The sequence below is a fragment of the Pseudomonas sp. D5(2026) genome, from assembly GCF_057766845.1.
On the sequence record NZ_CM173421.1, the window covers coordinates 1,214,740 to 1,238,632 of the forward strand.

17 protein-coding genes and 2 rRNA genes are annotated in these 23,893 nt (G+C 59.8%); 11 read left to right on the forward strand and 8 right to left on the reverse strand.

The window, feature by feature from the left end; genetic code table 11:
• Positions 1-127 precede the first annotated feature (127 nt).
• From AC3B5Q_RS05615 to AC3B5Q_RS05665, 11 genes are all read left to right on the forward strand, one after another.
• A 23S ribosomal RNA gene (locus AC3B5Q_RS05615) occupies positions 128-3,020 on the forward strand.
• Positions 3,021-3,151: 131 nt separating this feature from the next.
• Positions 3,152-3,267: ribosomal RNA gene (rrf, locus tag AC3B5Q_RS05620) — 5S ribosomal RNA — on the forward strand.
• A 391-nt stretch (positions 3,268-3,658) separates the two neighbouring features.
• The gene (locus AC3B5Q_RS05625; protein WP_488392881.1) at positions 3,659-5,302 is read left to right on the forward strand and encodes an acetolactate synthase large subunit; all 1,644 of its coding nucleotides are present in this window, start codon (positions 3,659-3,661) and stop codon (positions 5,300-5,302) included.
• A gap of 142 nt (positions 5,303-5,444) precedes the next feature.
• Positions 5,445-7,379: a flavin monoamine oxidase family protein gene (locus AC3B5Q_RS05630; RefSeq protein ID WP_021784466.1), complete on the forward strand. Its 1,935-nt coding sequence runs from the start codon at positions 5,445-5,447 to the stop codon at positions 7,377-7,379.
• Positions 7,380-7,524: 145 nt separating this feature from the next.
• Positions 7,525-8,421 (forward strand): nitrilase family protein, encoded by an 897-nt coding sequence (locus AC3B5Q_RS05635; protein ID WP_021784467.1) that lies wholly within the window; start codon positions 7,525-7,527, stop codon positions 8,419-8,421.
• A gap of 10 nt (positions 8,422-8,431) precedes the next feature.
• The gene (locus AC3B5Q_RS05640; RefSeq protein WP_021784468.1) at positions 8,432-9,586 is read left to right on the forward strand and encodes a hypothetical protein; all 1,155 of its coding nucleotides are present in this window, start codon (positions 8,432-8,434) and stop codon (positions 9,584-9,586) included.
• Complete coding sequence (locus AC3B5Q_RS05645) at positions 9,583-10,572, forward strand: asparaginase (RefSeq protein ID WP_488392883.1); 990 nt, start codon at positions 9,583-9,585, stop codon at positions 10,570-10,572. The genes AC3B5Q_RS05640 and AC3B5Q_RS05645 overlap by 4 nt, the downstream gene beginning before the upstream one ends.
• A 91-nt stretch (positions 10,573-10,663) precedes the next feature.
• Positions 10,664-11,215: a UPF0149 family protein gene (locus AC3B5Q_RS05650; protein ID WP_103470080.1), complete on the forward strand. Its 552-nt coding sequence runs from the start codon at positions 10,664-10,666 to the stop codon at positions 11,213-11,215.
• Between the two features lie 168 nt (positions 11,216-11,383).
• On the forward strand, positions 11,384-12,013 hold the full coding sequence (locus tag AC3B5Q_RS05655; protein ID WP_103462089.1) for a glutathione S-transferase family protein: 630 nt from the start codon (positions 11,384-11,386) through the stop codon (positions 12,011-12,013).
• 27 nt (positions 12,014-12,040) lie between these two features.
• Positions 12,041-14,077, forward strand: coding sequence for a pyridoxamine 5'-phosphate oxidase family protein (locus AC3B5Q_RS05660; protein WP_021784472.1), 2,037 nt, complete (start codon positions 12,041-12,043; stop codon positions 14,075-14,077).
• 108 nt (positions 14,078-14,185) lie between these two features.
• Complete coding sequence (locus AC3B5Q_RS05665; protein ID WP_021784473.1) at positions 14,186-15,082, forward strand: LysR family transcriptional regulator; 897 nt, start codon at positions 14,186-14,188, stop codon at positions 15,080-15,082.
• Between the two features lie 73 nt (positions 15,083-15,155).
• Here the strand turns inward: AC3B5Q_RS05665 and AC3B5Q_RS05670 are convergent, their stop codons facing one another.
• The 8 genes from AC3B5Q_RS05670 to AC3B5Q_RS05705 all read right to left on the reverse strand — a co-directional run bounded on the left by AC3B5Q_RS05670 (position 15,156) and on the right by AC3B5Q_RS05705 (position 23,601).
• Positions 15,156-16,025, reverse strand: coding sequence for an aldose 1-epimerase (locus AC3B5Q_RS05670; RefSeq protein ID WP_488392884.1), 870 nt, complete (start codon positions 16,023-16,025; stop codon positions 15,156-15,158).
• 25 nt (positions 16,026-16,050) lie between these two features.
• Positions 16,051-16,974, reverse strand: a complete 924-nt coding sequence (locus AC3B5Q_RS05675; protein ID WP_488392885.1) for an EamA family transporter — start codon at positions 16,972-16,974, stop codon at positions 16,051-16,053.
• A 66-nt stretch (positions 16,975-17,040) separates the two neighbouring features.
• Entirely contained in the window at positions 17,041-18,321 is a 1,281-nt protein-coding gene (locus AC3B5Q_RS05680) for a TRAP transporter large permease (RefSeq protein ID WP_021784476.1), read from the reverse strand.
• On the reverse strand, positions 18,322-18,849 hold the full coding sequence (locus AC3B5Q_RS05685) for a TRAP transporter small permease (RefSeq protein WP_021784477.1): 528 nt from the start codon (positions 18,847-18,849) through the stop codon (positions 18,322-18,324). It abuts the gene before it with no gap.
• Between the two features lie 65 nt (positions 18,850-18,914).
• A complete protein-coding gene (locus AC3B5Q_RS05690; RefSeq protein WP_103444807.1) occupies positions 18,915-19,886 on the reverse strand; it encodes a TRAP transporter substrate-binding protein in 972 nt (323 codons plus the stop codon).
• Positions 19,887-19,951: 65 nt separating this feature from the next.
• On the reverse strand, positions 19,952-20,833 hold the full coding sequence (locus AC3B5Q_RS05695; protein ID WP_021784479.1) for a glucurono-1,5-lactonase: 882 nt from the start codon (positions 20,831-20,833) through the stop codon (positions 19,952-19,954).
• 21 nt (positions 20,834-20,854) lie between these two features.
• The gene (locus AC3B5Q_RS05700; protein ID WP_021784480.1) at positions 20,855-21,661 is read right to left on the reverse strand and encodes an NAD-dependent epimerase/dehydratase family protein; all 807 of its coding nucleotides are present in this window, start codon (positions 21,659-21,661) and stop codon (positions 20,855-20,857) included.
• A gap of 701 nt (positions 21,662-22,362) precedes the next feature.
• The gene (locus AC3B5Q_RS05705; protein ID WP_021784481.1) at positions 22,363-23,601 is read right to left on the reverse strand and encodes an OprD family porin; all 1,239 of its coding nucleotides are present in this window, start codon (positions 23,599-23,601) and stop codon (positions 22,363-22,365) included.
• Positions 23,602-23,893: the final 292 nt, after the last annotated feature.

A 23,893-nucleotide genomic window follows, 5' to 3' on the forward strand; every position in this document is an offset into this window, starting at 1 on the left:
TGAACACCAGTTTCACTGCTGGTGGATCAGGCTAAGGTAAAATTTGTGAGTTCTGCTCGAAAGAGCAACGTACGAATTTTCGGCGAATGTCGTCTTCACAGTATAACCAGATTGCTTGGGGTTATATGGTCAAGTGAAGAAGCGCATACGGTGGATGCCTTGGCAGTCAGAGGCGATGAAAGACGTGGTAGCCTGCGATAAGCTTTGGGGAGTCGGCAAACAGACTGTGATCCAGAGATCTCTGAATGGGGGAACCCACTCAGCATAAGCTGAGTATCTTGTACTGAATACATAGGTGCAAGAGGCGAACCAGGGGAACTGAAACATCTAAGTACCCTGAGGAAAAGAAATCAACCGAGATTCCCTTAGTAGTGGCGAGCGAACGGGGACCAGCCCTTAAGTTGATTTGAGATTAGTGGAACGCTTTGGAAAGTGCGGCCATAGTGGGTGATAGCCCCGTACACGAAAATCTCTTATCAATGAAATCGAGTAGGACGGAGCACGAGAAACTTTGTCTGAATATGGGGGGACCATCCTCCAAGGCTAAATACTACTGACTGACCGATAGTGAACCAGTACCGTGAGGGAAAGGCGAAAAGAACCCCGGAGAGGGGAGTGAAATAGAACCTGAAACCGTATGCGTACAAGCAGTGGGAGCCTACTTTGTTAGGTGACTGCGTACCTTTTGTATAATGGGTCAGCGACTTATATTCAGTGGCGAGCTTAACCGAATAGGGGAGGCGTAGCGAAAGCGAGTCTTAATAGGGCGTTTAGTCGCTGGGTATAGACCCGAAACCGGGCGATCTATCCATGGGCAGGTTGAAGGTTAGGTAACACTGACTGGAGGACCGAACCGACTACCGTTGAAAAGTTAGCGGATGACCTGTGGATCGGAGTGAAAGGCTAATCAAGCTCGGAGATAGCTGGTTCTCCTCGAAAGCTATTTAGGTAGCGCCTCATGTATCACTGTAGGGGGTAGAGCACTGTTTCGGCTAGGGGGTCATCCCGACTTACCAAACCGATGCAAACTCCGAATACCTACAAGTGCCGAGCATGGGAGACACACGGCGGGTGCTAACGTCCGTCGTGAAAAGGGAAACAACCCAGACCGTCAGCTAAGGTCCCAAAGTCATGGTTAAGTGGGAAACGATGTGGGAAGGCTTAGACAGCTAGGAGGTTGGCTTAGAAGCAGCCACCCTTTAAAGAAAGCGTAATAGCTCACTAGTCGAGTCGGCCTGCGCGGAAGATGTAACGGGGCTCAAACCATGCACCGAAGCTACGGGTATCATCTTATGATGATGCGGTAGAGGAGCGTTCTGTAAGCCTGTGAAGGTGAGTTGAGAAGCTTGCTGGAGGTATCAGAAGTGCGAATGCTGACATGAGTAACGACAATGCGAGTGAAAAACTCGCACGCCGAAAGACCAAGGTTTCCTGCGCAACGTTAATCGACGCAGGGTTAGTCGGTCCCTAAGGCGAGGCTGAAAAGCGTAGTCGATGGAAAACAGGTTAATATTCCTGTACTTCCAGTTATTGCGATGGAGGGACGGAGAAGGTTAGGCCAGCCTGGCGTTGGTTGTCCAGGTTTAAAGTGGTAGGCTGAAATCTTAGGCAAATCCGGGATTTCAAGGCCGAGAGCTGATGACGAGTTGCCTTTAGGCGACGAAGTGGTTGATACCATGCTTCCAAGAAAAGCTCCTAAGCTTCAGATAACTGGGAACCGTACCCCAAACCGACACAGGTGGTTAGGTAGAGAATACCAAGGCGCTTGAGAGAACTCGGGTGAAGGAACTAGGCAAAATGGCACCGTAACTTCGGGAGAAGGTGCGCCGGCGAGGGTGAAGGACTTGCTCCGTAAGCTCATGCCGGTCGAAGATACCAGGCCGCTGCGACTGTTTATTAAAAACACAGCACTCTGCAAACACGAAAGTGGACGTATAGGGTGTGACGCCTGCCCGGTGCCGGAAGGTTAATTGATGGGGTTAGCGCAAGCGAAGCTCTTGATCGAAGCCCCGGTAAACGGCGGCCGTAACTATAACGGTCCTAAGGTAGCGAAATTCCTTGTCGGGTAAGTTCCGACCTGCACGAATGGCGTAACGATGGCGGCGCTGTCTCCACCCGAGACTCAGTGAAATTGAAATCGCTGTGAAGATGCAGTGTATCCGCGGCTAGACGGAAAGACCCCGTGAACCTTTACTATAGCTTTGCACTGGACTTTGAATTTGCTTGTGTAGGATAGGTGGGAGGCTTTGAAGTGGGGACGCCAGTTCTCATGGAGCCATCCTTGAAATACCACCCTGGCAACTTTGAGGTTCTAACTCAGGTCCGTTATCCGGATCGAGGACAGTGTATGGTGGGTAGTTTGACTGGGGCGGTCTCCTCCCAAAGAGTAACGGAGGAGTACGAAGGTGCGCTCAGACCGGTCGGAAATCGGTCGTAGAGTATAAAGGCAAAAGCGCGCTTGACTGCGAGACAAACACGTCGAGCAGGTACGAAAGTAGGTCTTAGTGATCCGGTGGTTCTGTATGGAAGGGCCATCGCTCAACGGATAAAAGGTACTCCGGGGATAACAGGCTGATACCGCCCAAGAGTTCATATCGACGGCGGTGTTTGGCACCTCGATGTCGGCTCATCACATCCTGGGGCTGAAGCCGGTCCCAAGGGTATGGCTGTTCGCCATTTAAAGTGGTACGCGAGCTGGGTTTAGAACGTCGTGAGACAGTTCGGTCCCTATCTGCCGTGGACGTTTGAGATTTGAGAGGGGCTGCTCCTAGTACGAGAGGACCGGAGTGGACGAACCTCTGGTGTTCCGGTTGTCACGCCAGTGGCATTGCCGGGTAGCTATGTTCGGAAGAGATAACCGCTGAAAGCATCTAAGCGGGAAACTTGCCTCAAGATGAGATCTCACTGGGATCTTGAATCCCCTAAAGGGCCGTCGAAGACTACGACGTTGATAGGTTGGGTGTGTAAGCGCTGTGAGGCGTTGAGCTAACCAATACTAATTGCCCGTGAGGCTTGACCATATAACACCCAAGCAATTTGCTGACGCAGATTGCGGTGGTGAAGACGAAAGACCCGAAAATTCGTAAGGCCACAAATATCGCATATCCGAATTCGCTGGGCTGTCCATCTGGACATTCTGGCTACAGAATTTCTTGACGACCATAGAGCATTGGAACCACCTGATCCCATCCCGAACTCAGTAGTGAAACGATGCATCGCCGATGGTAGTGTGGGGTTTCCCCATGTGAGAGTAGGTCATCGTCAAGATTCATTTCGCAAAACCCCTATCTGCACATGCAGGTAGGGGTTTTGTCTTTGTGGGCAAAAAAGCCAGGGCTTGTTTGAATCACTGTGGGCATGCCGTGAAGCAGGCAACTCGGTGGAGGGCACCGGCTTCGCCGGTGATCGCGGGTAAACCCGCTCCTACAGAGAATGGTGCAACGCCAGGCAGGGGCGTATACCCTCCAGGCCACGTCGCCTCCCACAGACCATCTCAGGCTGCGACAATATTCCCGTTACCTTAACGTGACTTTTCCGCGCCCCCCCTACGTCAAGACTCTGGTTCGGGGCACTTCTGCTCTTGGACCTGGCGATGCCAGCGTACCGTGCTGCGCATTCCTGGACTTCCACCGTCCCATCACTTGAGGTAGCAAGCAAGATGGCCAAGGCCGCCGATGTCGTTGTGCAATGCCTGGAAAATGAAGGTGTCGAGTATGTATTCGGCATCCCCGGTGAGGAAAACCTCGACCTGCTCGAATCCCTGCGCAAGTCGAAGATCAAGCTGGTACTGACCCGTCACGAGCAGTCTGCAGGTTTCATGGCTGCCACCTACGGTCGCTTGACCGGCAAGACCGGCGTCAGCCTGTCGACCCTCGGCCCTGGTGCCACCAACCTCGTGACCGCCAGCGCCTACGCCTACCTGGGCGGCATGCCGATGATGATGATCACCGGGCAGAAGCCGATCAAGAAGTCCAAGCAGGGTCGCTTCCAGATCATTGACGTGTGCGGCATGATGGACCCCATCACCAAGTACACCCACCAGTTCGCCTCGGCCGACAACATCCCCGCCCGCATGCGCGAAGCCTTCCGCCTGGCCGAAGAAGAAAAGCCGGGTGCGGTGCACCTGGAGCTGCCGGAAGACATCGCCGCCGAGCAGACCGACGCGCTGCCGATCCCGCGCAGCCTGCACCGCCGCCCGCTGGCCGAGCACGTGGCCATCGAAGCTGCCGTCGAAAAACTGCAGAAGGCCCGCAGCCCGATCCTGGTGATCGGTGCCGGCGCAAACCGCAAGATGACCGCTAAGGTCCTCAAGCAACTGATCGACAAGACTGGCATCCCGTTCATCACCACCCAGATGGGTAAAGGCGTGGTCGACGAGCGCCACCCGCGCTTCTTGGGTAACGCTGCCCTGTCGTCCGGTGACTTCGTCCACCGCGCCATCGAAGCGGGCGACCTGATCATCAACATCGGCCACGACGTGATCGAAAAGCCGCCGTTCTTCATGGTCCGTGGCGGCACCGAAGTCATCCACATCAGCTTCCGCTCTGCCGAAGTCGATGCCGTGTACTTCCCGCAGGTGGAAGTGATCGGCGACATCGCCAACGCCGTGTGGCAGATCGGCGAAGCCTTGACCGAGACTTCGCACTGGGACTTCACCCGCCTGATGGCCATCCGTGAAGCCAACGAAGCACAGATCGCCGAAGGCGCCGACGACGACCGCTTCCCGGTCTACCCGCAGCGCATGGTTGCTGACATCCGTCGTGTATTGCCATCCGAAGGCATCGTCGCCCTGGACAACGGCATCTACAAGATCTGGTTCGCCCGCAACTACAAGGCGCACAAGCCGAACACCGTGCTGCTGGACAACGCCCTGGCGACCATGGGCGCCGGCCTGCCATCGGCAATGGCTGCGCACCTGGTGCACCCGGACCGCCCGGTAATCTCGGTGTGCGGCGACGGCGGCTTCATGATGAACAGCCAGGAACTGGAAACTGCAGTACGTCTGGGCATGCACATCACCGTGGTGATCCTGCGTGACGACGGCTACGGCATGATCCGCTGGAAGCAGGCCAACATGGGCTTCACCGATTTCGGCCTGGACTACGGCAACCCGGACTTCGTCAAGTATGCCGAAGCCTACGGCGCCAACGGCCACCGCGTGGAAAGCGCCGAAGGCCTGCTGCCGCTGCTGGAGCACTGCATCAAGACCCCGGGTGTGCACGTGATCGACTGCCCGGTCGATTACAGCGAGAACGACCGCATCCTCAACAGCGAGCTGCGTGAGCGCGCGCTGGCGGTGTAAGCCCTGACGACCTTATCGCTGTAAGCCGGCACCCACAGGTATCTCAGATCCTGTAGGTGTCGGCGGGTGGTAGATGGCAACCACTTCACGCCTGTTGCAATTGATCATTCTCAGGTTCTCTACTCATGGAGAACCCGAGAACATGACTATTGGTTCGACACACAACCCTCCTGCCGATCTGGCCATCGACCCATCACTGCCTATGCAGCCATGGGCCGCACGTTTCCCTAATCCCCCGGATCTCTGCTTCGACTACCGCCGGCTTCTCGAACAAGAGGGCGGCGTCGCACGTGCCACACAACCCGATCACCGCATTTGCATCGTCGGTGCCGGAGTTACCGGGCTGACTGCTGCCCGCGAGTTATTGCGCTGTGGTTTCAACCGTATCACCTTGATTGAGCAGTCCCGGCGTGTAGGCGGGCGACACCTGACGGTCGTGAACAGCTCAGCAAGCCACAAGCAACCTGCAACCCCTTTTGAAATGGGGGCGATGCGCATGCCGTTCTTCAATAGGACTGGAGAGTCGCCTAAAGAGGGTCGCTCGCTCATGGCCTATTACGCAAAGCTGTTCGAGCTGCGGATTTCTGACTTCCCTAACCCAGGTACACCTTGGGTGAATGCTACGGGAATTTATCTTCGCGAAGGTCAATTAGAAGGGGAAGGTGACCCGGGTCTTTTGATCTGGCGTAATCCGTCAGGCGAAACCCCACCCCCTACGGCAGTCTTGCAACAGGTCTACGAGAAATGGCGCAATTATGCTCAGCAATTTGCTGAGCATGTTGCCGCGGTTTATGGCACGTCAAGCTGGGAGTCGATATGGCGGGAAATCGTCGAACGCTATCATCGACTGTCGTTCAGGGATCTGGTGCATTTGCCCGCCCTTGCTGCCTGGGACCCTGAAAACCCCGGTGACTTTGGCGGTTTGGGCATGAGCAGTGACGAGTCAGCCATTTTCTATGCAATCGGTATTGGCGATGGCAGCTGGGGAGCCTTTTATGATGTTTGCTGCCTGTACCCGCTACGTACGGCAATCTTTGGCTTCAGCAGTCACTTGCAGTTGGTGCATGGCCGTGTGGATTCAAGAGGGGTGCCTTACACTGCGCCGCATCTTGAAGCAAACAATATCCCTGATAGCAGGGGATTGCCGTTTCAAGGGCCAGCTTATCTCGGACTTGCGGCCCTCGACGAAAGCCTTTTGCACCTAGAGGTCGGCATGGGTGGGATCTCGCTATATGAACATCTTCTGAAAACAAGTGATGGGCTACTGACTGATACGTCCGTGTGTGCGGTGCAGAAGCTGGAAAGTGGCCGTATTCGGGTCGGATACCGTTGGCGATGCAGTGATCCGTTACACGAGAGCACCGAATATGAAGACTTCGACAGCGTAATCATGACCACTCCGTCATGGCTGATCGAAACCAACATCAGCCTCAGCGGCTTCACCCGCCAGATGTTACCGCAGCCGATTATCGATGCCTGGAAGCATGCCCATTGGGAGACCAGTTGCAAGGTCTATGCACCGTTGAAGAAAAGTTTCCTCGACCGCAAGCCGATGCCGCAAATTCTGATTACCGATAGCTTTGTGCACGATGTCTATGCCTATCGGTACAACGATAGCTATCCAGATGACTGCATTCTCCTCAGTTATACCTGGGAGGATGACGCTACCAAATTGGCAGCCTTCTCTGATGCGGAGTTGGCGAGTAAATGTCTGAAGGAGCTCGATCGGATCCTTCTACGCTGCACCAATGTGGGGGAGGCTATTTCACCTTACGTCGATACTCGAAATATTTGCATACAGCGTTGGATCACAGATCGAAATGCGCTCGGGTGCGCGAAGTTGTATAGGGCAGGTACCTACTTTGATGCTGTAAACCTGATGAAATACAACCGAGACCTGAGTGCGCGCTCAGGGCTGTATCTGGCTGGCGAGTCCTTCTCAGTTGACGCTGGATGGACCGAGCCGTGTTTGCGCACGGCAATCGATACGGTCATCAACCTCTGCAACAACACGTCAGCCGAGTTCAATGGTGGCTTTACCCTCGAGTACTACCCCCACTATCAGGTTGGGAAATAACGGCGTACGGGCCATTTTGTAGGGGGAGTCCTACTGCCATTATGTGACTTTCCTTTGGTCCCATAGGACTCTCCTGACTGTCGCTCCCTGACCCAACATCGCTTTACTGGCGTCCTTCCAAAACAACCACAAGAAGGAAGCCGCCATGTCTGAATCCTGTTCCCCCGTCAGCCCCGTACGTATCGCTGTCATCCAGTACGACCCTCAGGTCGGTCTTGAGCACTGTGAGAGCAACGTGAGCAGAGGCCTGGCATTGGCCCGGCGCGCAGCACGCGAAGGCGCCAACCTGATCGTACTGCCTGAACTGGCCAACACGGGCTACACCTTCAATTCCCGTGCCGAAGCCTATTCCCATGCGCAGGTGCTGCAGGACGGCCCTTGCCTGAAAACCTGGGCCGACTTCGCCAAGCAATACCAGGTATACCTGGCTGCGGGGTTTGCCGAACGCGACGGGCTTAAGCTCTACGACAGTGCAGTGCTGTTTGGCCCCGAAGGCCTGCTTGGGCACTACCGCAAGGCGCATCTGTGGAACCAGGAAAAGCTTTGGTTCACCCCCGGAGATTTGGGGTTTCCGGTATTCGAGACGCCTATCGGCCGTATCGGCCTGCTAATCTGCTGGGACATCTGGTTCCCGGAAGTACCCCGGGTGATGGCCGCGCAAGGCGCCGACATCATCTGCAGCCTCAACAACTGGGTATGGACCCCGCCGCCGTTGTTCGATGATGCAGGGCGTTGTATGGCTTCGTACCTGACCATGACGGCAGCCCATGTCAACAACGTTTATATCGCCGCCGCGAACCGTGTCGGCAGCGAGCGGGGCGGGCGCTTCCTGGGCTGCTCGCTGATCGCCGGTACCAATGGCTGGCCGATCGGCGAGGTGGGCAGTGCAGAAGCCGAGGAGATTATCTATGCCGATGTCGATTTGAGCAGTGCACGCTCGGCACCGATCTGGAACAGCCTCAACGACCTGCCAAGAGACCGGCGCACCGACCTCTACGATGCCACCCTTGGCTATCGCTTGCATGCACCTATGCCACGCTGAGGAATTGCGAATGAACACGCTCTTCTTCTCACGACAGCAGCATTGGCTTGTGTTGATGTTCGGCTGCCTGCTGGTGTTTTTCGCTGCAAGCCTTGCCCATGGCCAATGGCTGGATTATGCACAGAGGGTGGCGACGCTCGATGAGCCGCTCAGCCGCTTGCGCTGGATTGTTGGTGATATCAGTGAAGTGGCTTTCTACAAGCACGAACTGCCCGCGCTTGGCTTGCTGCTGGGCGCGTGCCTGGCGCACTGGGCGCAGCTGCGAGGATACCGCTGGCAGGGCTTTGCCATTTGCTATGGCAGCGGATTATGGCCATGGGTGTTTACCAGCTCGCTTTTGGGCTTGCTGCTAAGTCATGTGTTGTGGGGATGGACCTTGGCCAGTGGTACTTGGCAACCTACCTTCGTTGCCTTCGTGTCATTGCCGGCAGCCATGGTCTTGCTTTTTGGTGCGGGCTGGCGGGTGACGATCACGGGGGCGCTACTGGGGGCTCTACTGGTAACACCGGCCAGCCTGCTGATGGTCAATTACCTGTGTTATCCCCTGCAGTTGCCCGTGGTAGTGGGCAATGTGAGTGGCATGGCTGTGGCAAGCGTCGTGGCCTTCATCCTGTGCAAGCGCTTTCCTTCATGGGTACGCCAATGCCGTGAACCCACCGTCGTGGAGCCGGTTGTCAATCAGCCTGACTACGGTGTGGTCTGGACTTTGCGGCGCGTTCTGGCCGACTTCAGCGAAGCCCCATTCTTTGGTAATGAACTGGCCAGCCTCGGGCTACTGCTGGGTGTGTTGCTGGCTTACCTGTTGAGCCCGGCTGCACTGTCCTACGGTTCTATGCTGGTGATGCAAATAGTGGCCGGGCAGGCCCTGGCATCCCTGGTCGGGGTTGTATGCTGGCGTGGACAGTGGAAAGCCCGTGGGTGGTACCCTACCTACATTCCGATTGTGTCGATCGTCCCCGCTGCGGTGTTGACACATGGCGGCAGCTGGCAAGTGGTGGTGATCAGTGCAGTACTGGGTGCACTGGTGGCTCCGCCGCTGGCAGTGGCGATCACTCAGCGGTTGCCGGCCTATGTGCATGGCTACATCGGCAATGTGATGTCGATGGCCGTCTGCACGCTGGGAATCGTGCCTGTAACCGGATTGCTTGTGGGGGGAGCAGCATGAGTGAACATTCGAGCCTGCCCAGGCTGTCGATCGCCACTCTGGGCGGCACGGTCAGTATGCGGGCCGGTGCTGTCGGGGGTGGTGTGACGCCAAGCCTGGATTGTGAGCGGCAACTGCTTCAGGTTCCACAGTTGCGCGAGATGGCGCAGTTGAACGTTGCTTCATTGTGTCTGCTCCCCAGTGCATCGCTGGGCTTCGCGACGTTGCTGGAGGTGTTGGCATGGGCCCGGGGCGAAGTGGAGCGCGGGGCTCAGGCCTTGGTATTGAGCCAAGGGACCGACAGCCTTGAGGAAACGGCCTATTTCCTGGACCTGCTCTGGTCATTCGATGTGCCATTGGTGATGACCGGTGCCATGCGCTCGGCGAGTCAGCCGGGCAATGATGGGCCGGCCAACTTGTTGGCTGCGGCTCAGGTTGCATTGGCACAACACAGCCGTGGGCGAGGTGTGCTTGTGGTCATGAACGATCAGGTCCACAGCGCGGCAAGGGTTCGCAAGACGGCCAGCGTGGCGATGGCGGCATTCGAGTCGCCCGGATTTGGCCCGTTGGGTGACGTTGTGGAGGGTGATGTGTTGTATCGCCATCCGCCCGGGCGACGGGAGGTGTTGCCGTTACCGTATCGCACCGACCAGCGCGTTGCCCTGCTGGAAGCCTGCCTGGACGCAGATACGGCGCTGCTGCAGGCTGTGGCCACATTGGTTTATGAGGGGGTGGTCATCGCCGGTTTCGGTGCTGGTCATGTTTCCGCCAGTTGGTCCGAAGTGCTGGAACACCTGGCGCCCACCGTGCCGGTCATGGTTGCTACGCGCACAGGGAGAGGGCCTACAGCCCGGGCAACCTACGGGTTTGCTGGTGCAGAGATCGACCTGCAGAAAAAAGGCGTGTACATGGCTGGGCAACTCTGCCCGCGCAAATGCCGCATCTTGCTGTGGCTGCTGATCGGCACCGGCCGACAGCATGAGCTGCAGGACTGGTTGCACTCCTGAGCCTTCTGCCCGCGCGATCATTCGCGCGGGCAGCCCTTCCGGCGTTGCTGTGCTAGGGTGCACACACTTTTGCATCCCAGGATTCTTACCCATGCTCCCCGTACTCAGCGAAAAAGAACTCGACCGCCTCGAAGACCTGCTGATCACCTATGGCAATGACTACTCGGTGCTGAACCTGGCCGAGCTCAATGGCTTTTTCGTCGCGTTGGCCAGTTCGCCGGTCACTGTCCTCCCGGAACAATGGTTGCCCGCAGTGGCGGGTGGCAAGGTACCGAAGTTCAAGAAGCCCGCCCATGAGGAGGCCTACACGGCATTGATGCTGCGTTATGCCAGCCAGGTGGCAGAAGAACTGAGCAATGAGGTCGACCAGTTCGAACCGCTGTTCGAGGAACGCGAAGGCGAGCAGGGCACTGTGATCGTGATGGAGGAGTGGTGTTTCGGCTACATGCGCGGTACCCAGGTGGCCGGTTGGGGCGAGTTGCCACCGGAGCAGGCCCCGCTGCTCAAGGCCATTTCGCTACATGGGCTGGAAGATAACTTCGAGCTGCTGGACCAGATGAGCGATGAGGATATCCAGGCCTGTGTGCCGCAGGTGGTCGAGGCTGCGCGTGGGCTGTACCGACATTTCAAAAAACTGCACTGATCGGATCGTAGGCTAGCGCTCACCTGCAGGCGCCAGCGCAGTGTTTGGAAACCATTATTCCGCCCAGCGAAATTATGGTTTCCCCTGCGCACTGATTCTGCTGCCAGCCGATCCAGTGCAGCATGTGCTCCATCAGCCCCATCCCGGCGCTGACCAGGAGCCAAGCCCATGTCGAACCCGATCAAGCTCTACAACTTCCCCAAGTCTGGCCATGCCCATCGCATCGAGTTGATGCTCTCGCTACTGAACCTGCCCACAGAGTTGGTGTTCGTCGACTTGGCCAAAGGCGCCCACAAGCAGCCGGACTTCCTTGCCCTCAACCCGTTCGGCCAGGTTCCAGTCATCGATGACAACGGCACGGTGATTGCCGACTCCAACGCCATCCTCGTCTACCTGGCCAAAAAGTATGACAACGGTGCCTGGCTGCCCGAAGAACCTGCCGCCGCTGCCCGTGTGCAACGCTGGCTATCGGTCGCCGCCGGCCCGCTGGCATTTGGCCCGGCAGCCGCCCGCCTGGTCACGGTGTTCGGGGCTTCGTTCAATACCGACGAGGTGATTTCCCGTGCCCACACCTTGCTCAAGGTGATCGATGCCGAGTTGGCCAACACGCCATTCCTGGCGGGTAGCACACCCACGATCGCGGACATTGCCAACTACTCCTACATCGCTCACGCCCCCGAAGGCAACGTGTCGCTGGAGCCGTATGCCAATGTGCGCAACTGGCTGGCGCGGATCGAGGCACTGCCGCGTTTCGTCCCCATGCCGCGCACCGTGATCGGGCTGCAAACCCACGCCTGAAACCCCGCCATCGCGAGGAGCGCCGCCATGCAACAGTCTCCTGATCACCGCCCCTCACCCTGGCATGCGGGTGAAAAGACCCTGCAGGAAAAGGTCGGTGTAGCAGAACGCATGGAGGCGTTCGGGCAAAAGGTCATTCGTGACCACATGCCCGACCAGCACCGAGCGTTCTATCACCAGTTACCGTTCATGGTCGCCGCCAGTGTGGATGCCCAGGGCCGGCCTTGGGCCACGCTGCTGGAAGGGCCAGAAGGGTTCGTAAGCTCGCCCGACCCTCGTATGCTCACGATCCACACCACGTTGCCAGCGGAGGACCCCGCCACCCCCGGGTTGGCAGCCGGGCAGGCCGTCGGTCTGCTGGGGATCGAACTGCACACCCGTCGGCGCAATCGCATCAACGGGCAGATCCGCCACGCTGCACAGGGGCAACTGCAAGTGGCCGTAGAGCAGGCGTTTGGCAACTGCCCGCAGTACATCCAGTTGCGTGACTACACCCGCGTCACCGAACCCGCCCTCGGGCGCTTCGATGCGACAACACTGGATACCTCAACCGTCAGCATGATCGAGGCCGCCGATACCTTCTTCGTCGCCAGCTATGTCGAGCATGCTGACGGCCAGCGCTCGGTGGATGTCTCCCACCGTGGTGGCCGGCCAGGGTTCATCAAGGTCGAAGGCAATCGGCTCACCATTCCCGACTATGCTGGCAATCTGCATTTCAACACCTTGGGTAACCTGGTGGTCAACCCGCGGGCCGGCTTGCTGTTCATCGACTTTAAAAATGGCAATGTGTTGCAACTGTACGGGCATGCCGAGGTGCTGCTGGACAGCCCGGCCATCCAGGCCTTTGAAGGCGCGGAGCGGTTATGGACACTGCAGGTCGAGCAGATGGTGTGGCGCCCGGCTGCTGTTGCCCTGCGCTGGGCTTTCAAGGAATACGCGCCGACCAGTCTGATGACCGGTACCTGGGCCGAGGCCGATGCGCGCCTGGAGCAGCGGCAACAACAGCGCCAATGGCTGGCCTGGCGGGTGCTGCGGGTGGAGCAGGAAAGCCGCGACATCCGCTCGTTCTATCTCGAATCACCGGCAGGCTGCCGTGTGGCCTTTGCCCCTGGCCAGCATCTGCCTGTGCAAGTGCCGCGTGATGGCGAAGCGGCGCTGATTCGTACCTACAGCCTTTCAAGTGCCCCGGCCGATGGGTTCTTGCGCATCAGCGTCAAAGCCCAGGGCCCGGCTTCGCGGTATCTGCATGAGCACGTTGTGGCCGGCGATGTGTTGAATGTACGTCCGCCGATGGGCAGCTTCACGCTTGACCAGCAAAGTACGCGGCCGTTGGTGCTGATCGGTGCGGGCGTGGGCATCACGCCGCTGCTGGCCATGCTGCGCCAGCAGTTGAGCACGGGGCAGGCCCGGCGCATTCATCTGTTCCATGGCGCACGCAGCCTGGCTGACTTGCCGTTCCAGCAGGAACTGACGACCTTGCGGCAACAGGCTGGCGATCTGCTGCATGTACACCGCGCCCTGAGCCAGCCTGAAGGGCACGCGCAGCTTGGCCGTGATTATGAGTTCGCCGGTCGGTTGGGTATCGAACAGGTCAAGGCAACGCTGGCGTTGGACGACTACGATTTCTACCTGTGTGGGCCGGGCAGCTTCACCCAGCAACTTTACGAAGGGCTGCGTGGGGTGCATGTGCCGGATGCGCGGATTCACGCCGAAGCATTTGGCCCGTCGACGCTGCGGCGGCACACCGATGCAGACCAGCCAATCTTGCAACAGCCGCCTGCCGCCGACGAACCGGTGCCGGTGTATTTTGCCGCGTCGGCCAAGGAGGCACGCTGGGTTCCCGGTAGCGGCACCTTGCTGGAACTGGCCGAGGCGCGTGGGCTGACCCCGGAGTTCAGTTGCCGGGGTGGTTCGTGTGGTACCTGCAAGACCCGACTGGTGAGCGGCCAGGTGCATTATCCAAATCCGCCGGCAGAGCTGCCGGAGGCGGGTTCGGTGCTGATCTGTTGTGCTGTGCCCGCGAAAGTTGAGGAGGGGATGCAGGCGCTGGTGCTGGATGTTTGATTCAAGCCAGTCGCAGGAACGGGCTTGCCCGCGAAGAGGCCGGCACAGCTAACACCAGGCATCCAGATGAAAGATAATCCGCACGCCCCATAGCCCTCAGGAGCCCGCATGGACCAGATCCACCTGATGAAGGTGTTCGTCGCCGTCGGCGAGCTGGAAAGCTTCGCCGCGGCTGCCCGCCGTCTGGACATTTCCCCGGCCGCTGTCACCCGCGCCGTCAGCGCCCTGGAAGAGCAGCTAGGGGTCAAGCTGTTGCTGCGCACAACTCGCAGCGTGCGCCTGACCGAGGCCGGCGGCCGTTATCTGGAAGATACCCGGCACATCCTCGCCAGCATCCACGAGGCCAATGAAGCCGCTGCCGGCATCAACGCGACCCCCAGGGGCGATCTGGCGGTGACCGCGCCGATCCTGTTCGGCAGGAAGTTCGTCATGCCGTGCATCGTCCGTTACCTGCAGCAGTACCCGGAAGTCGATGTTTCCGCGTACTTCCTCGACCGCGTGGTGAACATGGTCGAGGAGGGCATGGACGTGGCCGTGCGCATCGGGCCGTTGCCCGACTCCGGGTTGAAGGCGCTGCGGGTGGGCAGGGTGCGGCGCATGTTGTGTGCCTCCCCCGACTACCTGGCGCGTCATGGTGTGCCAAAGCACCCGTCGGACCTGGCCGGGCACGCGGTAATCGGCACCACCAACCTGTCGCCGCGGGCCGGTTGGCGCTTCGGCGTGACCGACGAGCCGACCTTGGTGCGCATGAAGCCACGGCTGACGGTAACCAGCAATGACGGGGCAATCGCCGCTGCCAGCGGCGGGCTGGGCATTGCCCGGCTGCTGTCGTATCAGGTCGTAGACGAACTGGCCAGCGGGCAGCTGCAGGTGCTGCTGGCCGAGTACGAAGAGGCGCCCTGGCCCATTCATGTGCTGCACCGCGAAAGCAAGTACGGTTCGGCCAAGGTCAGGGCCTTTATCGACATGCTGGCGCAAGGTTTGCGCGATCAGCAGCTGGATTGAGAACCTGCATCGCGTCGAGAAATGATGCGAAACAATGTTTGATACCGTGGCGGCCGTTTTTCACGCAACCCGCTCACAACGCCTGATACTGCATCCTGAACGCCAGGTTCATTGCCTCCCCCCGGTGCAACAATCGCAACCCTGGCCGCCCTGGCAGGTGGTGCGCATTGATGGGGTGGCTAACCGGCTCAAAGCAGAAAAAACCTTGCCCTTGCGGGCAAAACAGCAAGAAGTGTCCAGCCTCGTTGGCACTGCACGCCAGTCGATAACCCGCGCTGGGCTGTTCGATCACGCACTCCCCTGGCCAGCCACTGAAGGCGTGATCAACCACTGCCTCGGGCAAACGCCTCATGGCATTGAAACGCCATTGCTCAGGCACCTCGGCCTCGTACGAAGGCAACCGCCCATCCTCGGCCAACCACACCTTGCGCGCAGTTGCGTACAACTTGGTATCGGGATACCGCGGAAAGTAGGGATGCAGCCCCAGGCCATACCAGGTAGCTGGCTCATCCTGGTGCATCACATGCAGGCCCAGGTTCAGGCAACCCTCATGCAGGTGCACATCCAGCGTGGCCTGGTAGGCAAACGGCACGGCACTGTCCAGCGTCAACCGAGCTTGCTGTTCACTGTGGTGTTCTACCTGCCAGGCCTGTTGCCAGGCACTGCCATGAATCGGGTAAGGGTCATGCCCGGTATTTGGTAACAGTGCCTGCCACCCCTCGGGCCGGGCAAAGCCACCCTCGGCAATACGGTTGGACCACGGCGCCAGCGGGTAGCAGGCCAGGCGTCGTGGCGTACCACTGGCCAGCGCGGCCGCGTCGGTATGGCGCAGCAGTGCCTGCCCGGTCGCCTTTACCTGCCAGTTGATCAGACTGGCGCCCACTTCCGGGGCCAGGCTCAGGTGTGTCAGGCGGTCTTGCAGGTGCAGTTCGGTCACAGCCATGCAGGGCTCCTTTGTGGAAGATCAATCAATTGGCCCGGCGGTAGGTGAGCAGCACGATGCCGCACACCACCACCGCGCCGCCGACCAGCTGCACAGTGCTCAGGTGCTGGTCGAGCAAGGCCCAGCCCAGCAACAACGTGGCGATGGGTTCAACGTTCATTACCGGTGCGTTCTGCGCCATGTTCAGGCGAGGGACACAGACGAACAGCAAGCTGAAGGCCAGGCCATACAGCACTACCAGAGTGGCCAGGGCCGCCCAGCCACTGCTGCTGCCTGGCAGTGACAAACCGGATGGGATCACCCCGCTTGTGCCTGCAACCAGCATGCTGGAGAACACGATCAGCAGGGTCAGCAGGCTGCGTACAGGGCCGCGCACGGCAGCCAGTTTTTGGTCGGTGATCCACAAGGCACAGGCAAAGGCACAAGCCGCGCCGAAAGCCAGGCTTACCCCTAGTGCCCAGTGCGGGTTGGCCGCAGCGCTGTCGGCCAGGTGTGCCGGCACATCCAGCGCCAGTACCAGGCCGCACAGAATCAGGCCCATGAACAACACCGTGCGGCCGGTGGGGCGTGCACCGCCCAGTGCCCATGTGAGCAGCGCCAGCAGCATCGGGAACGTGTTGCCCACCAGCAGCGCCAGGGCTACCGGAATGCGTGCGACTGCCGAATAAAGGCACAGGCTTTGGGTGGCGATCAGCAGGCCGAGCAGCAGTTGCCAATGCCGGGTACCGGCGGGCAGGCTCAGGGCCTGGCGTTGCCACAGCAGCAGGCAGGCAAGCACCAGCAAGGTAATACCTGAACGGCAGAGAATGGCCAGCAGCACGCCGGTGCCGTTGTCGAATGCGATGCGAGCGGCAATGTGGTTGCCGGCGAATGAACAGGCCAGCAGGGCCAGCAAGGCGATTGCCAGTTTGCGTGGGAATAGAGGTACAGCCGAGGAGGGGGCAGCCATGTGCAGGATCCGTTGCAGGTAGGGCCAAGGGGGCTGCTTTGCAGCCCATCGCAGCCCCGGTTTTATTTACAGCACCACACTGGGCAGCCACAGCGAGATGGCCGGAATGTAGGTCACCGCCATCAGCACCATGAACAGCGCCAGGTAGAACGGCAGCATTGCCTTGATCGTCGACTCGATGCTCACCTTGCCGATGGCTGAGCCGACGAACAGCACGGCGCCCACCGGCGGTGTGATCAGCCCGATGCCCAGGTTCACCAGCATGATCATGCCAAAGTGCACCGGGTCCACGCCGATACCGGTGATCACCGGCAACAGGATCGGCGTAAGAATCAGGATCAGCGGCGCCATGTCCATCACCGTGCCCAGCAGCAACAGCATGAAGTTGATGCACATCAGGACCACATAGCGGTTGTCCGAGAGGGTCAGAAACGCCGTGGTGATCTTTGACGGGATCTGCATCAGCGTCATCACGTAACCAAAACTGGCAGCAAAGCCGATGAGGATCATCACGATCGAGATGGTCCGTACCGTGCGGTGCATCAGCTTGGGCAGGTCGCGCCACTTGTAGTCGCGGTAGATGAACATGGTCACGAAGAACGACCACACCACCGCCACTGCTGCCGATTCGGTCGCGGTGAACATGCCCGACAGAATGCCGCCCAGAATGATCACCATGGCCATCAGGCCCCACAGCGCTTCGCCGGCTATCTTCAACGCCTGGCGCATCGGGATCACTTCACCCTTGGGGTAGTTGCGCTTCTTGGCAAAGATCAGGCACAGGCCCATCATCACGGCGCTCAGCAGCAACCCGGGCATCACACCTGCCATGAACAGCGAGCCAATGGAAACCGTACCGCCCGCCGCCAGCGAGTACAGCACCGAGTTGTGGCTGGGCGGAGTCAGCAGCGCCTGTACCGAGCCGCTGACGGTCACGGCGGTGGAGAACTCGCGCGGGTAGCCTTTGCGCTCCATCTCCGGGATCAGCACCGAACCCACCGACGCGGTGTCCGCCACCGACGAGCCGGAGATTGCGCCGAAGAAGGTCGAGGCCATGATGTTGACCAGCGACAGCCCGCCACGCACGAAGCCCACCAGTACCCCGGCAAACGCCACCAGTCGCCGTGACATTCCGCCTTCGGCCATGATCGCACCGGCCAGCACGAAGAACGGAATCGCCAGCAGCGAGAATTTGTTAACCCCACTGGCCACCTGGATCATCATCGCCTGCAGCGGGATGTCGATCCACCAGGCGCCAATCAACGCCGACAGGCCCAGGGCGTAGGCCACTGGCATGCCCAGCAGAATAAGGGCAATGAAGCTGCCCAACAGAATGAACGCATCCATTTATGCTGCTCCTTCGTTTTCTTCCAGGTGGTCGAAGCGCACTACCTTGCGGTGGCTCTGATCGCCCAGCAGGAGCCTTTCCAGCACAAAGACCAGGGTCAGCACGCCACCGATCGGGATCGGCGCATAGGTCATGCCCACCCGCACCCCCGGCAGTGACGCCAGAAACTGGTTCCAGGTGGTGATGCACAGCTTGGTGCCGTAGTAGGTCATGAACACGCACACCAGAATCATCAACACTTGCACCAGTAGCGCGGCCAGGCTGCGCTGCAGCGGTGGCAGGCGGTCGGTGATCATCGTCACCGCCATGTGTGCCCCGGCCCGGTAGCTTGCGGCGGCGCCGACGAAGGTGAACACCACCATCAGCAGGATGGCTACTGGCTCCGGCCAGCTGGCGCCGGTGCCGAGCACGTAGCGGGCGAAGATGCCCCACGGAATGATCAGTGACATGGTCAGGATCGACAGGCCGGCAACCCAGGTGCAGGTGCAGTACAGCGTGTCGTTCACACGCAGGAACAGGTTTTTCATGGGCATCACCAAAGCGGCAATGCGGCGGGCGCCGCGCTGCCGAGGTCGTTCGGGAAGGGGCGCGGTTACTGGACAGCGTTGATACGTTTCATCAGGTCGGCGTACTGCGCGCCGTATTTTTCGCGTACCGAAGCGGTGGCGTCGTAGAACGGCTTCTTGTCGACGGTAATGAACTCGACACCGGCGGCCTTGAGCTTCTCTTCGCTGGCGGCGGTCTTGGCATCCCACAGCGCGCGCTCTTCCATCTGTGCTTCACGCGCCACCTTCTTCACCAGCGCCTGCTGCTCGGGGCTGAGCTTGTTCCAGGTGGTCTTGGACATCACAACCGGCTCCGGGAGGATCAGGTGGCCAGTGAGGGTGTAGTACTTGGCGCTCTGGAAGTGGTTGTGCTCAAGTAGCGTGGGCGGGTTGTTCTCGGCACCATCGATCACGCCAGTCTGCAGGGCACTGAAGATTTCCCCGGTGTCCATGGCGATGCCGTTGCCGCCCATGGCGTTCATCATGTCGATGAACAGCGGGTTGCCCTGTACGCGAATCTTCATGCCCTTGAGGTCTTCCAGGCTGCGTACCGGCTTTTTCGTGTAGATGCTGCGCGAGCCCCCATCCATCCAGGCCAGGGCTACCAGGTTGAAATCGGAATTGGTGATCTTGTCGAGAATTTCCTGGCCGATCTCGCCGTCGATGATCTTGCGCATGTGATCATGGTCGCGGAACACGAACGGCATGTTGAACACGTTCACATCCGGCACCACCGGGCCGACTATCCCTAAGCTGACACGGGTCATTTGCACGGCACCGATCTGTGCCTGTTCGATCACTTCCTTTTCAGAACCCAGAACGCCGCCGGCGAACATCTTGAAGGTGATTTCGCCATTGCTGGCGTCTTCCAGCTTTTTACCCATGTTCTGTTCCGCCACCACGGTCGGGTACCCGGCCGGGTGAATTTCGGCGAACTTGATGTCCAGCGCCGAAGCAGGCATGGCCACGCTGAAGGCGAACGGGAGTACGGCAAGGAGCAGCTTGAGTTTGAACGTCATGATGAAACTCCGTGGTTTTTATTATCTGGTTTCGTGGGTACAAGTGTGGGTATGGCTAGGGGGCGTCAGCCCCGGTAGGCAGGTTCCTCCAGGCCCTTGGTGCCAGGGTCGAGGGCAAATACCCCGCCAGCCAGGGGCTGGTCGCTGAGGTCGATGCCCATGGGGCGGATCGAGGTAACGTACAGAATGTCCAGGCTGGCGCCGCCAAAGGCACACATTGCCGGCTTTTTCACCGGCACGCGGAGCGATCGGTCGAGGCGACCTTCGGGGGTGAAACGGTGGATCTGCCCGGCGTCGTTGCCGCAGATCCAGTAGCAGCCGTCCTGGTCGATGGCGGCACCATCCGGGCGGCCGGGGTAGTCGCGCATGTCGATGAACAGCCGTTTGTTGTGCGGTGTGCCGCTGTCGATGTCGTAGTCGAAAGCCCACACCTTCTGCACGTTCGGGTGCGAGTCGGACAGGTACATGCGCATGCCGTCGGGGCTGAAGGCCAGGCCGTTGGGCACGATCATGCCGTCCTGCTGCAGGTGCAGCTGGCCTTCGCCGTCCAGCCGGTACAGCGCGCCCACGTGGGCACCTTGCTGCATGTCCAGCAGCATGGTCCCGGCCCAGAAGCGGCCCTGACGGTCGCAGCGGCCATCGTTGAAGCGCATGCCGGCCTGAGCGTGCTGCACGTTGCTGAGCAGCCGGCTGTCCAGGCTGCCGTCCGCCATGGCCTGGAGCTGAAAGATGCCGCTTTCCATGCCCGCAACCCAACCCTGACCGCTGCGGGCTATACAGGCCAGCATCTCGTCGCCCTGCCAGCACTGGTGTTTGCCATCGGCCGCTTGCCAGCGATGCAACTGGCGAGCGGGAATGTCTACCCAGTACAAGGCCTGTTCACCGGGGTGCCACACAGGGCTTTCGCCGGTACCGTTGCGGGCGTCGACGATTAGTTCGCAGTTCATGCCGTGCCTCTTGGCTTGGGGTCAGTTGAACGGGCCGGCCACGGCGAAAGCGCCGCCTTGGTAGACCATGCTCGGGTCATCGGCGGCAGGGGCCGGTTGGGCCTCCACGGCAGCGCGGAAGGTTTCGGAGCTGTCCTTGGGTACATAGCCCAGGTGCGCGGCATGGCGGTTGTCCCACCACACGGTGCGATTGTCGGACGCGCCATAGACAATGGTGTGACCAACGCCGGGGGTGGACAGCCCGCGTTCGATCAACTGCACCAGGTCGTCGTAGCTCAGCCAAGTGCAGAGCATGCGCGGGTTCTGTGGCTGCGGGAACGACGAGCCGATGCGAATGCTGACGGTCTCGATGCCGTAGCGGTCAAAATAGAAGCTGGCCACATCTTCGCCGTAGCACTTGGACAGCCCGTAATAGCTGTCGGGACGGCGCGGCGCGTGAGCGTCGATGCGCTCATCCTGGCGATAGAAACCGATGGTGTGGTTGGAGCTGGCGAAGATGATGCGCTTGACCCCATGCTTGCGCGCCGCCTCGTACACGTGGAACACGCCGCAGATATTCGGGCCGAGAATCTCTTCGAAGGCGTGCTCGGTAGAAACCCCGCCGAAGTGGAGGATGGCGTCTACGCCCTCGACCAGGGCATGCACCGCAGCCTTGTCGGCCAGGTCGCAGGTAATGACTTCTTCATGCGGGCCCGCGGCCGGGGCCATGGGGCTGATATCAGACAGGCGCAGGACCTCGGCGTAGCCTTGCAGGCGTTCGCGAAGGACCTTGCCCAGGCCGCCTGCGGCTCCGGTGAGCAGCAGGCGATTGAAGGGAGTAGTGGTCATGGCCAGCTCTTGTTGTTAATTGTTGTAGGTTGTCGTATGACTTGGCTGATTATTGGCGGTGGTTCTGTGTGTTGTCAATGAGGCTTGGGCGGCTTTTGCCGGCCTTTTCGCGTGTAAAAATACGAAAGGCCTGCGCGGTCGCCCTTAGGAGCGGGTTTACCCGCGAAGAGGCCGGCCCTGCTGGCCAATCTCCACCCGTCGTTCACCGTTGCCGCCACCACCGTATTCGCGGGTAAACCCGCTCCTACACCTGATCAATGTTGGACACAGGTCGGTGGTTGGGCACAGGCCGTTGTAGGAGCGGGTTTACCCGCGAAAGGGCTGGCCCTGCTGGCCAATCTCTACCCGTCGTTCACCGTTGCCGCCACCACCGTATTCGCGGGTAAACCCGCTCCTACACCTGATCAATGTTGGACACAGGTCGGTGGTTGGGCACAGGCCGTTGTAGGAGCGGGTTTACCCGCGAAAGGGCCGGCCCTGCTGGCCAATCTCCATCCGTCGTTCACCATTGCCGCCACCACCGTATTCGCGGGTAAACCCGCTCCTACACCTGATCAATGGTGGACACAGGTCGGTGGTTGGGCGCAGGCCGTTGTAGGAGCGGGTTTACCCGCGAAAGGGCCGGCCCTGCTGGCCAATCTCCACCTGTCGTTCACCGTTTCCATCGCCACCGTATTCGCGGGTAAACCCGCAGGTCTTGATCAGAGCAGCGACAATGGATAGTTGAAGATCAACCGGTTCTCATCGAACTCGTTATTGCTGTAATCCCGGCGAATCGACGAGTTACGCCATTTCACGCTCAAATCCTTGAACGCCCCGCTCTGGATCACATACGCAAGCTCCGTTTCACGCACCCACTCCTTGCCATCGGTCACGCCCCCGCTGTGCACATCGCGCCCGCTGATGTAGCGGTTCATCAGGGTCAACCCCGGTACCCCGACGGTGACGAAGTTGAAGTCATGGCGCACCTGCCACGAACGCTCGTTGGCATTGTCGAAGCTGGAGTTGTAACTATCGTTGGCCAAGGTCCCGCCACTGGTGCCGTTCACCCGCATCCAGGTATCACCATCGACTTTCTGCAGCCCCACCCAGAAGGTGCTGCCGCCGTACTTGGCCGAGAACATCCCCGAGTAGGTCTTGTTGTCCAGCTGCCCGGCGCGCTCGGAGCCGTCCTCGTCGCCATGGAAGTAGCCCAGGTTCGCACCCAGGGTCCAGTCACCCACCGGCTGGCTGTGGCTCAGTTGCAGGTATTGCTGCTGGTACACGTCCTTCAGCACCGCATTCCAAAGCCCCACCAGCGTGCGGTCCTGGTTGAACTTGTACTCGCCGCCGACGAAGTTGAAGCGGTCCGACACGCCGCCGCCGTAGCTCATGTCTTCCATGCTCGCGTCGTTACGCGGGCTGTTGCCGCGGAACTGGCCGCCGTACAGGGTCAGCCCGGCGATTTCGTTGGAGGTCACCTGCCCGCCACGAAATGTTTGCGGCAACGAACGCCCGTCGTCCGAACGCAGAATCGGCAGCACCGGCATCCATTCACCGATCTTCAGTTCGGTCTTGGAAATACGCGCCTTGCCCGCCACTGCCAGGCGCCCGTAATCGTCGGCTGGCCGGCCATCGTCATGGCGAGGCAGCAACGCCGTACCATAAGTGCCGCCACCACCGTCGAGCTTGACCGACCACATCCCCAGCACATCAACGCCAAAGCCGATGGGCCCTTCGGTGAACCCCGAGCGGGCATCGAGAATGAAGCTTTGCGTCCACTCCTCGGCCTTGCTTTGCGGGTTGCTGGGGTTGGTGAAGTTGCGGTTGATGTAGAAGTTGCGCAACCCGAGGGTGGCCTTGCTGTCTTCGACAAATCCCGCAGCCAGGCTGGTGCCCGGCAGGCCGGCGATAACCCCGGCGCCAAGCAGGGCGAAGGGCAGGGTGTGGCAGATTTTCATTATTGTTGTGCTCCCTAAGGGTGTGGCAGTCCGTCCACCGGGCACGCGCAAGCGGCCTGCGGTAGGGGCGGGTAGATAACGGGCCGGTCAGGGCCAGGGGTGAATGCGCGGTAACCGGGCGCTACGTACTGGCTGGGGTACGCGAGCTGGCCGGGGGAAGAGGGGTGTGCAACAGGCGTGGGTGCAGCGGGATGGGTGTCGACATGGGTTCGTCCACGGATTGTTGTTTTTGTTATGTGTTGTCGTACAACTATGGGCGATTATTAGCAGGGGGGAAGTGGGCTGTCAACGG

What these genes read in the sequence shown, in the direction of transcription:
- AC3B5Q_RS05625 (WP_488392881.1), top strand. Translation starts at nt 3,659, where the DNA reads ATGGCCAAGGCCGCCGATGTCGTTGTGCAATGCCTGGAAAATGAAGGT.
- AC3B5Q_RS05630 (WP_021784466.1), top strand. Translation starts at nt 5,445, where the DNA reads ATGACTATTGGTTCGACACACAACCCTCCTGCCGATCTGGCCATCGAC.
- AC3B5Q_RS05635 (WP_021784467.1), top strand. Translation starts at nt 7,525, where the DNA reads ATGTCTGAATCCTGTTCCCCCGTCAGCCCCGTACGTATCGCTGTCATC.
- AC3B5Q_RS05640 (WP_021784468.1), top strand. Translation starts at nt 8,432, where the DNA reads ATGAACACGCTCTTCTTCTCACGACAGCAGCATTGGCTTGTGTTGATG.
- AC3B5Q_RS05645 (WP_488392883.1), top strand. Translation starts at nt 9,583, where the DNA reads ATGAGTGAACATTCGAGCCTGCCCAGGCTGTCGATCGCCACTCTGGGC.
- AC3B5Q_RS05650 (WP_103470080.1), top strand. Translation starts at nt 10,664, where the DNA reads ATGCTCCCCGTACTCAGCGAAAAAGAACTCGACCGCCTCGAAGACCTG.
- AC3B5Q_RS05655 (WP_103462089.1), top strand. Translation starts at nt 11,384, where the DNA reads ATGTCGAACCCGATCAAGCTCTACAACTTCCCCAAGTCTGGCCATGCC.
- AC3B5Q_RS05660 (WP_021784472.1), top strand. Translation starts at nt 12,041, where the DNA reads ATGCAACAGTCTCCTGATCACCGCCCCTCACCCTGGCATGCGGGTGAA.
- AC3B5Q_RS05665 (WP_021784473.1), top strand. Translation starts at nt 14,186, where the DNA reads ATGGACCAGATCCACCTGATGAAGGTGTTCGTCGCCGTCGGCGAGCTG.
- AC3B5Q_RS05670 (WP_488392884.1), bottom strand. Translation starts at nt 16,025, where the DNA reads ATGGCTGTGACCGAACTGCACCTGCAAGACCGCCTGACACACCTGAGC.
- AC3B5Q_RS05675 (WP_488392885.1), bottom strand. Translation starts at nt 16,974, where the DNA reads ATGGCTGCCCCCTCCTCGGCTGTACCTCTATTCCCACGCAAACTGGCA.
- AC3B5Q_RS05680 (WP_021784476.1), bottom strand. Translation starts at nt 18,321, where the DNA reads ATGGATGCGTTCATTCTGTTGGGCAGCTTCATTGCCCTTATTCTGCTG.
- AC3B5Q_RS05685 (WP_021784477.1), bottom strand. Translation starts at nt 18,849, where the DNA reads ATGAAAAACCTGTTCCTGCGTGTGAACGACACGCTGTACTGCACCTGC.
- AC3B5Q_RS05690 (WP_103444807.1), bottom strand. Translation starts at nt 19,886, where the DNA reads ATGACGTTCAAACTCAAGCTGCTCCTTGCCGTACTCCCGTTCGCCTTC.
- AC3B5Q_RS05695 (WP_021784479.1), bottom strand. Translation starts at nt 20,833, where the DNA reads ATGAACTGCGAACTAATCGTCGACGCCCGCAACGGTACCGGCGAAAGC.
- AC3B5Q_RS05700 (WP_021784480.1), bottom strand. Translation starts at nt 21,661, where the DNA reads ATGACCACTACTCCCTTCAATCGCCTGCTGCTCACCGGAGCCGCAGGC.
- AC3B5Q_RS05705 (WP_021784481.1), bottom strand. Translation starts at nt 23,601, where the DNA reads ATGAAAATCTGCCACACCCTGCCCTTCGCCCTGCTTGGCGCCGGGGTT.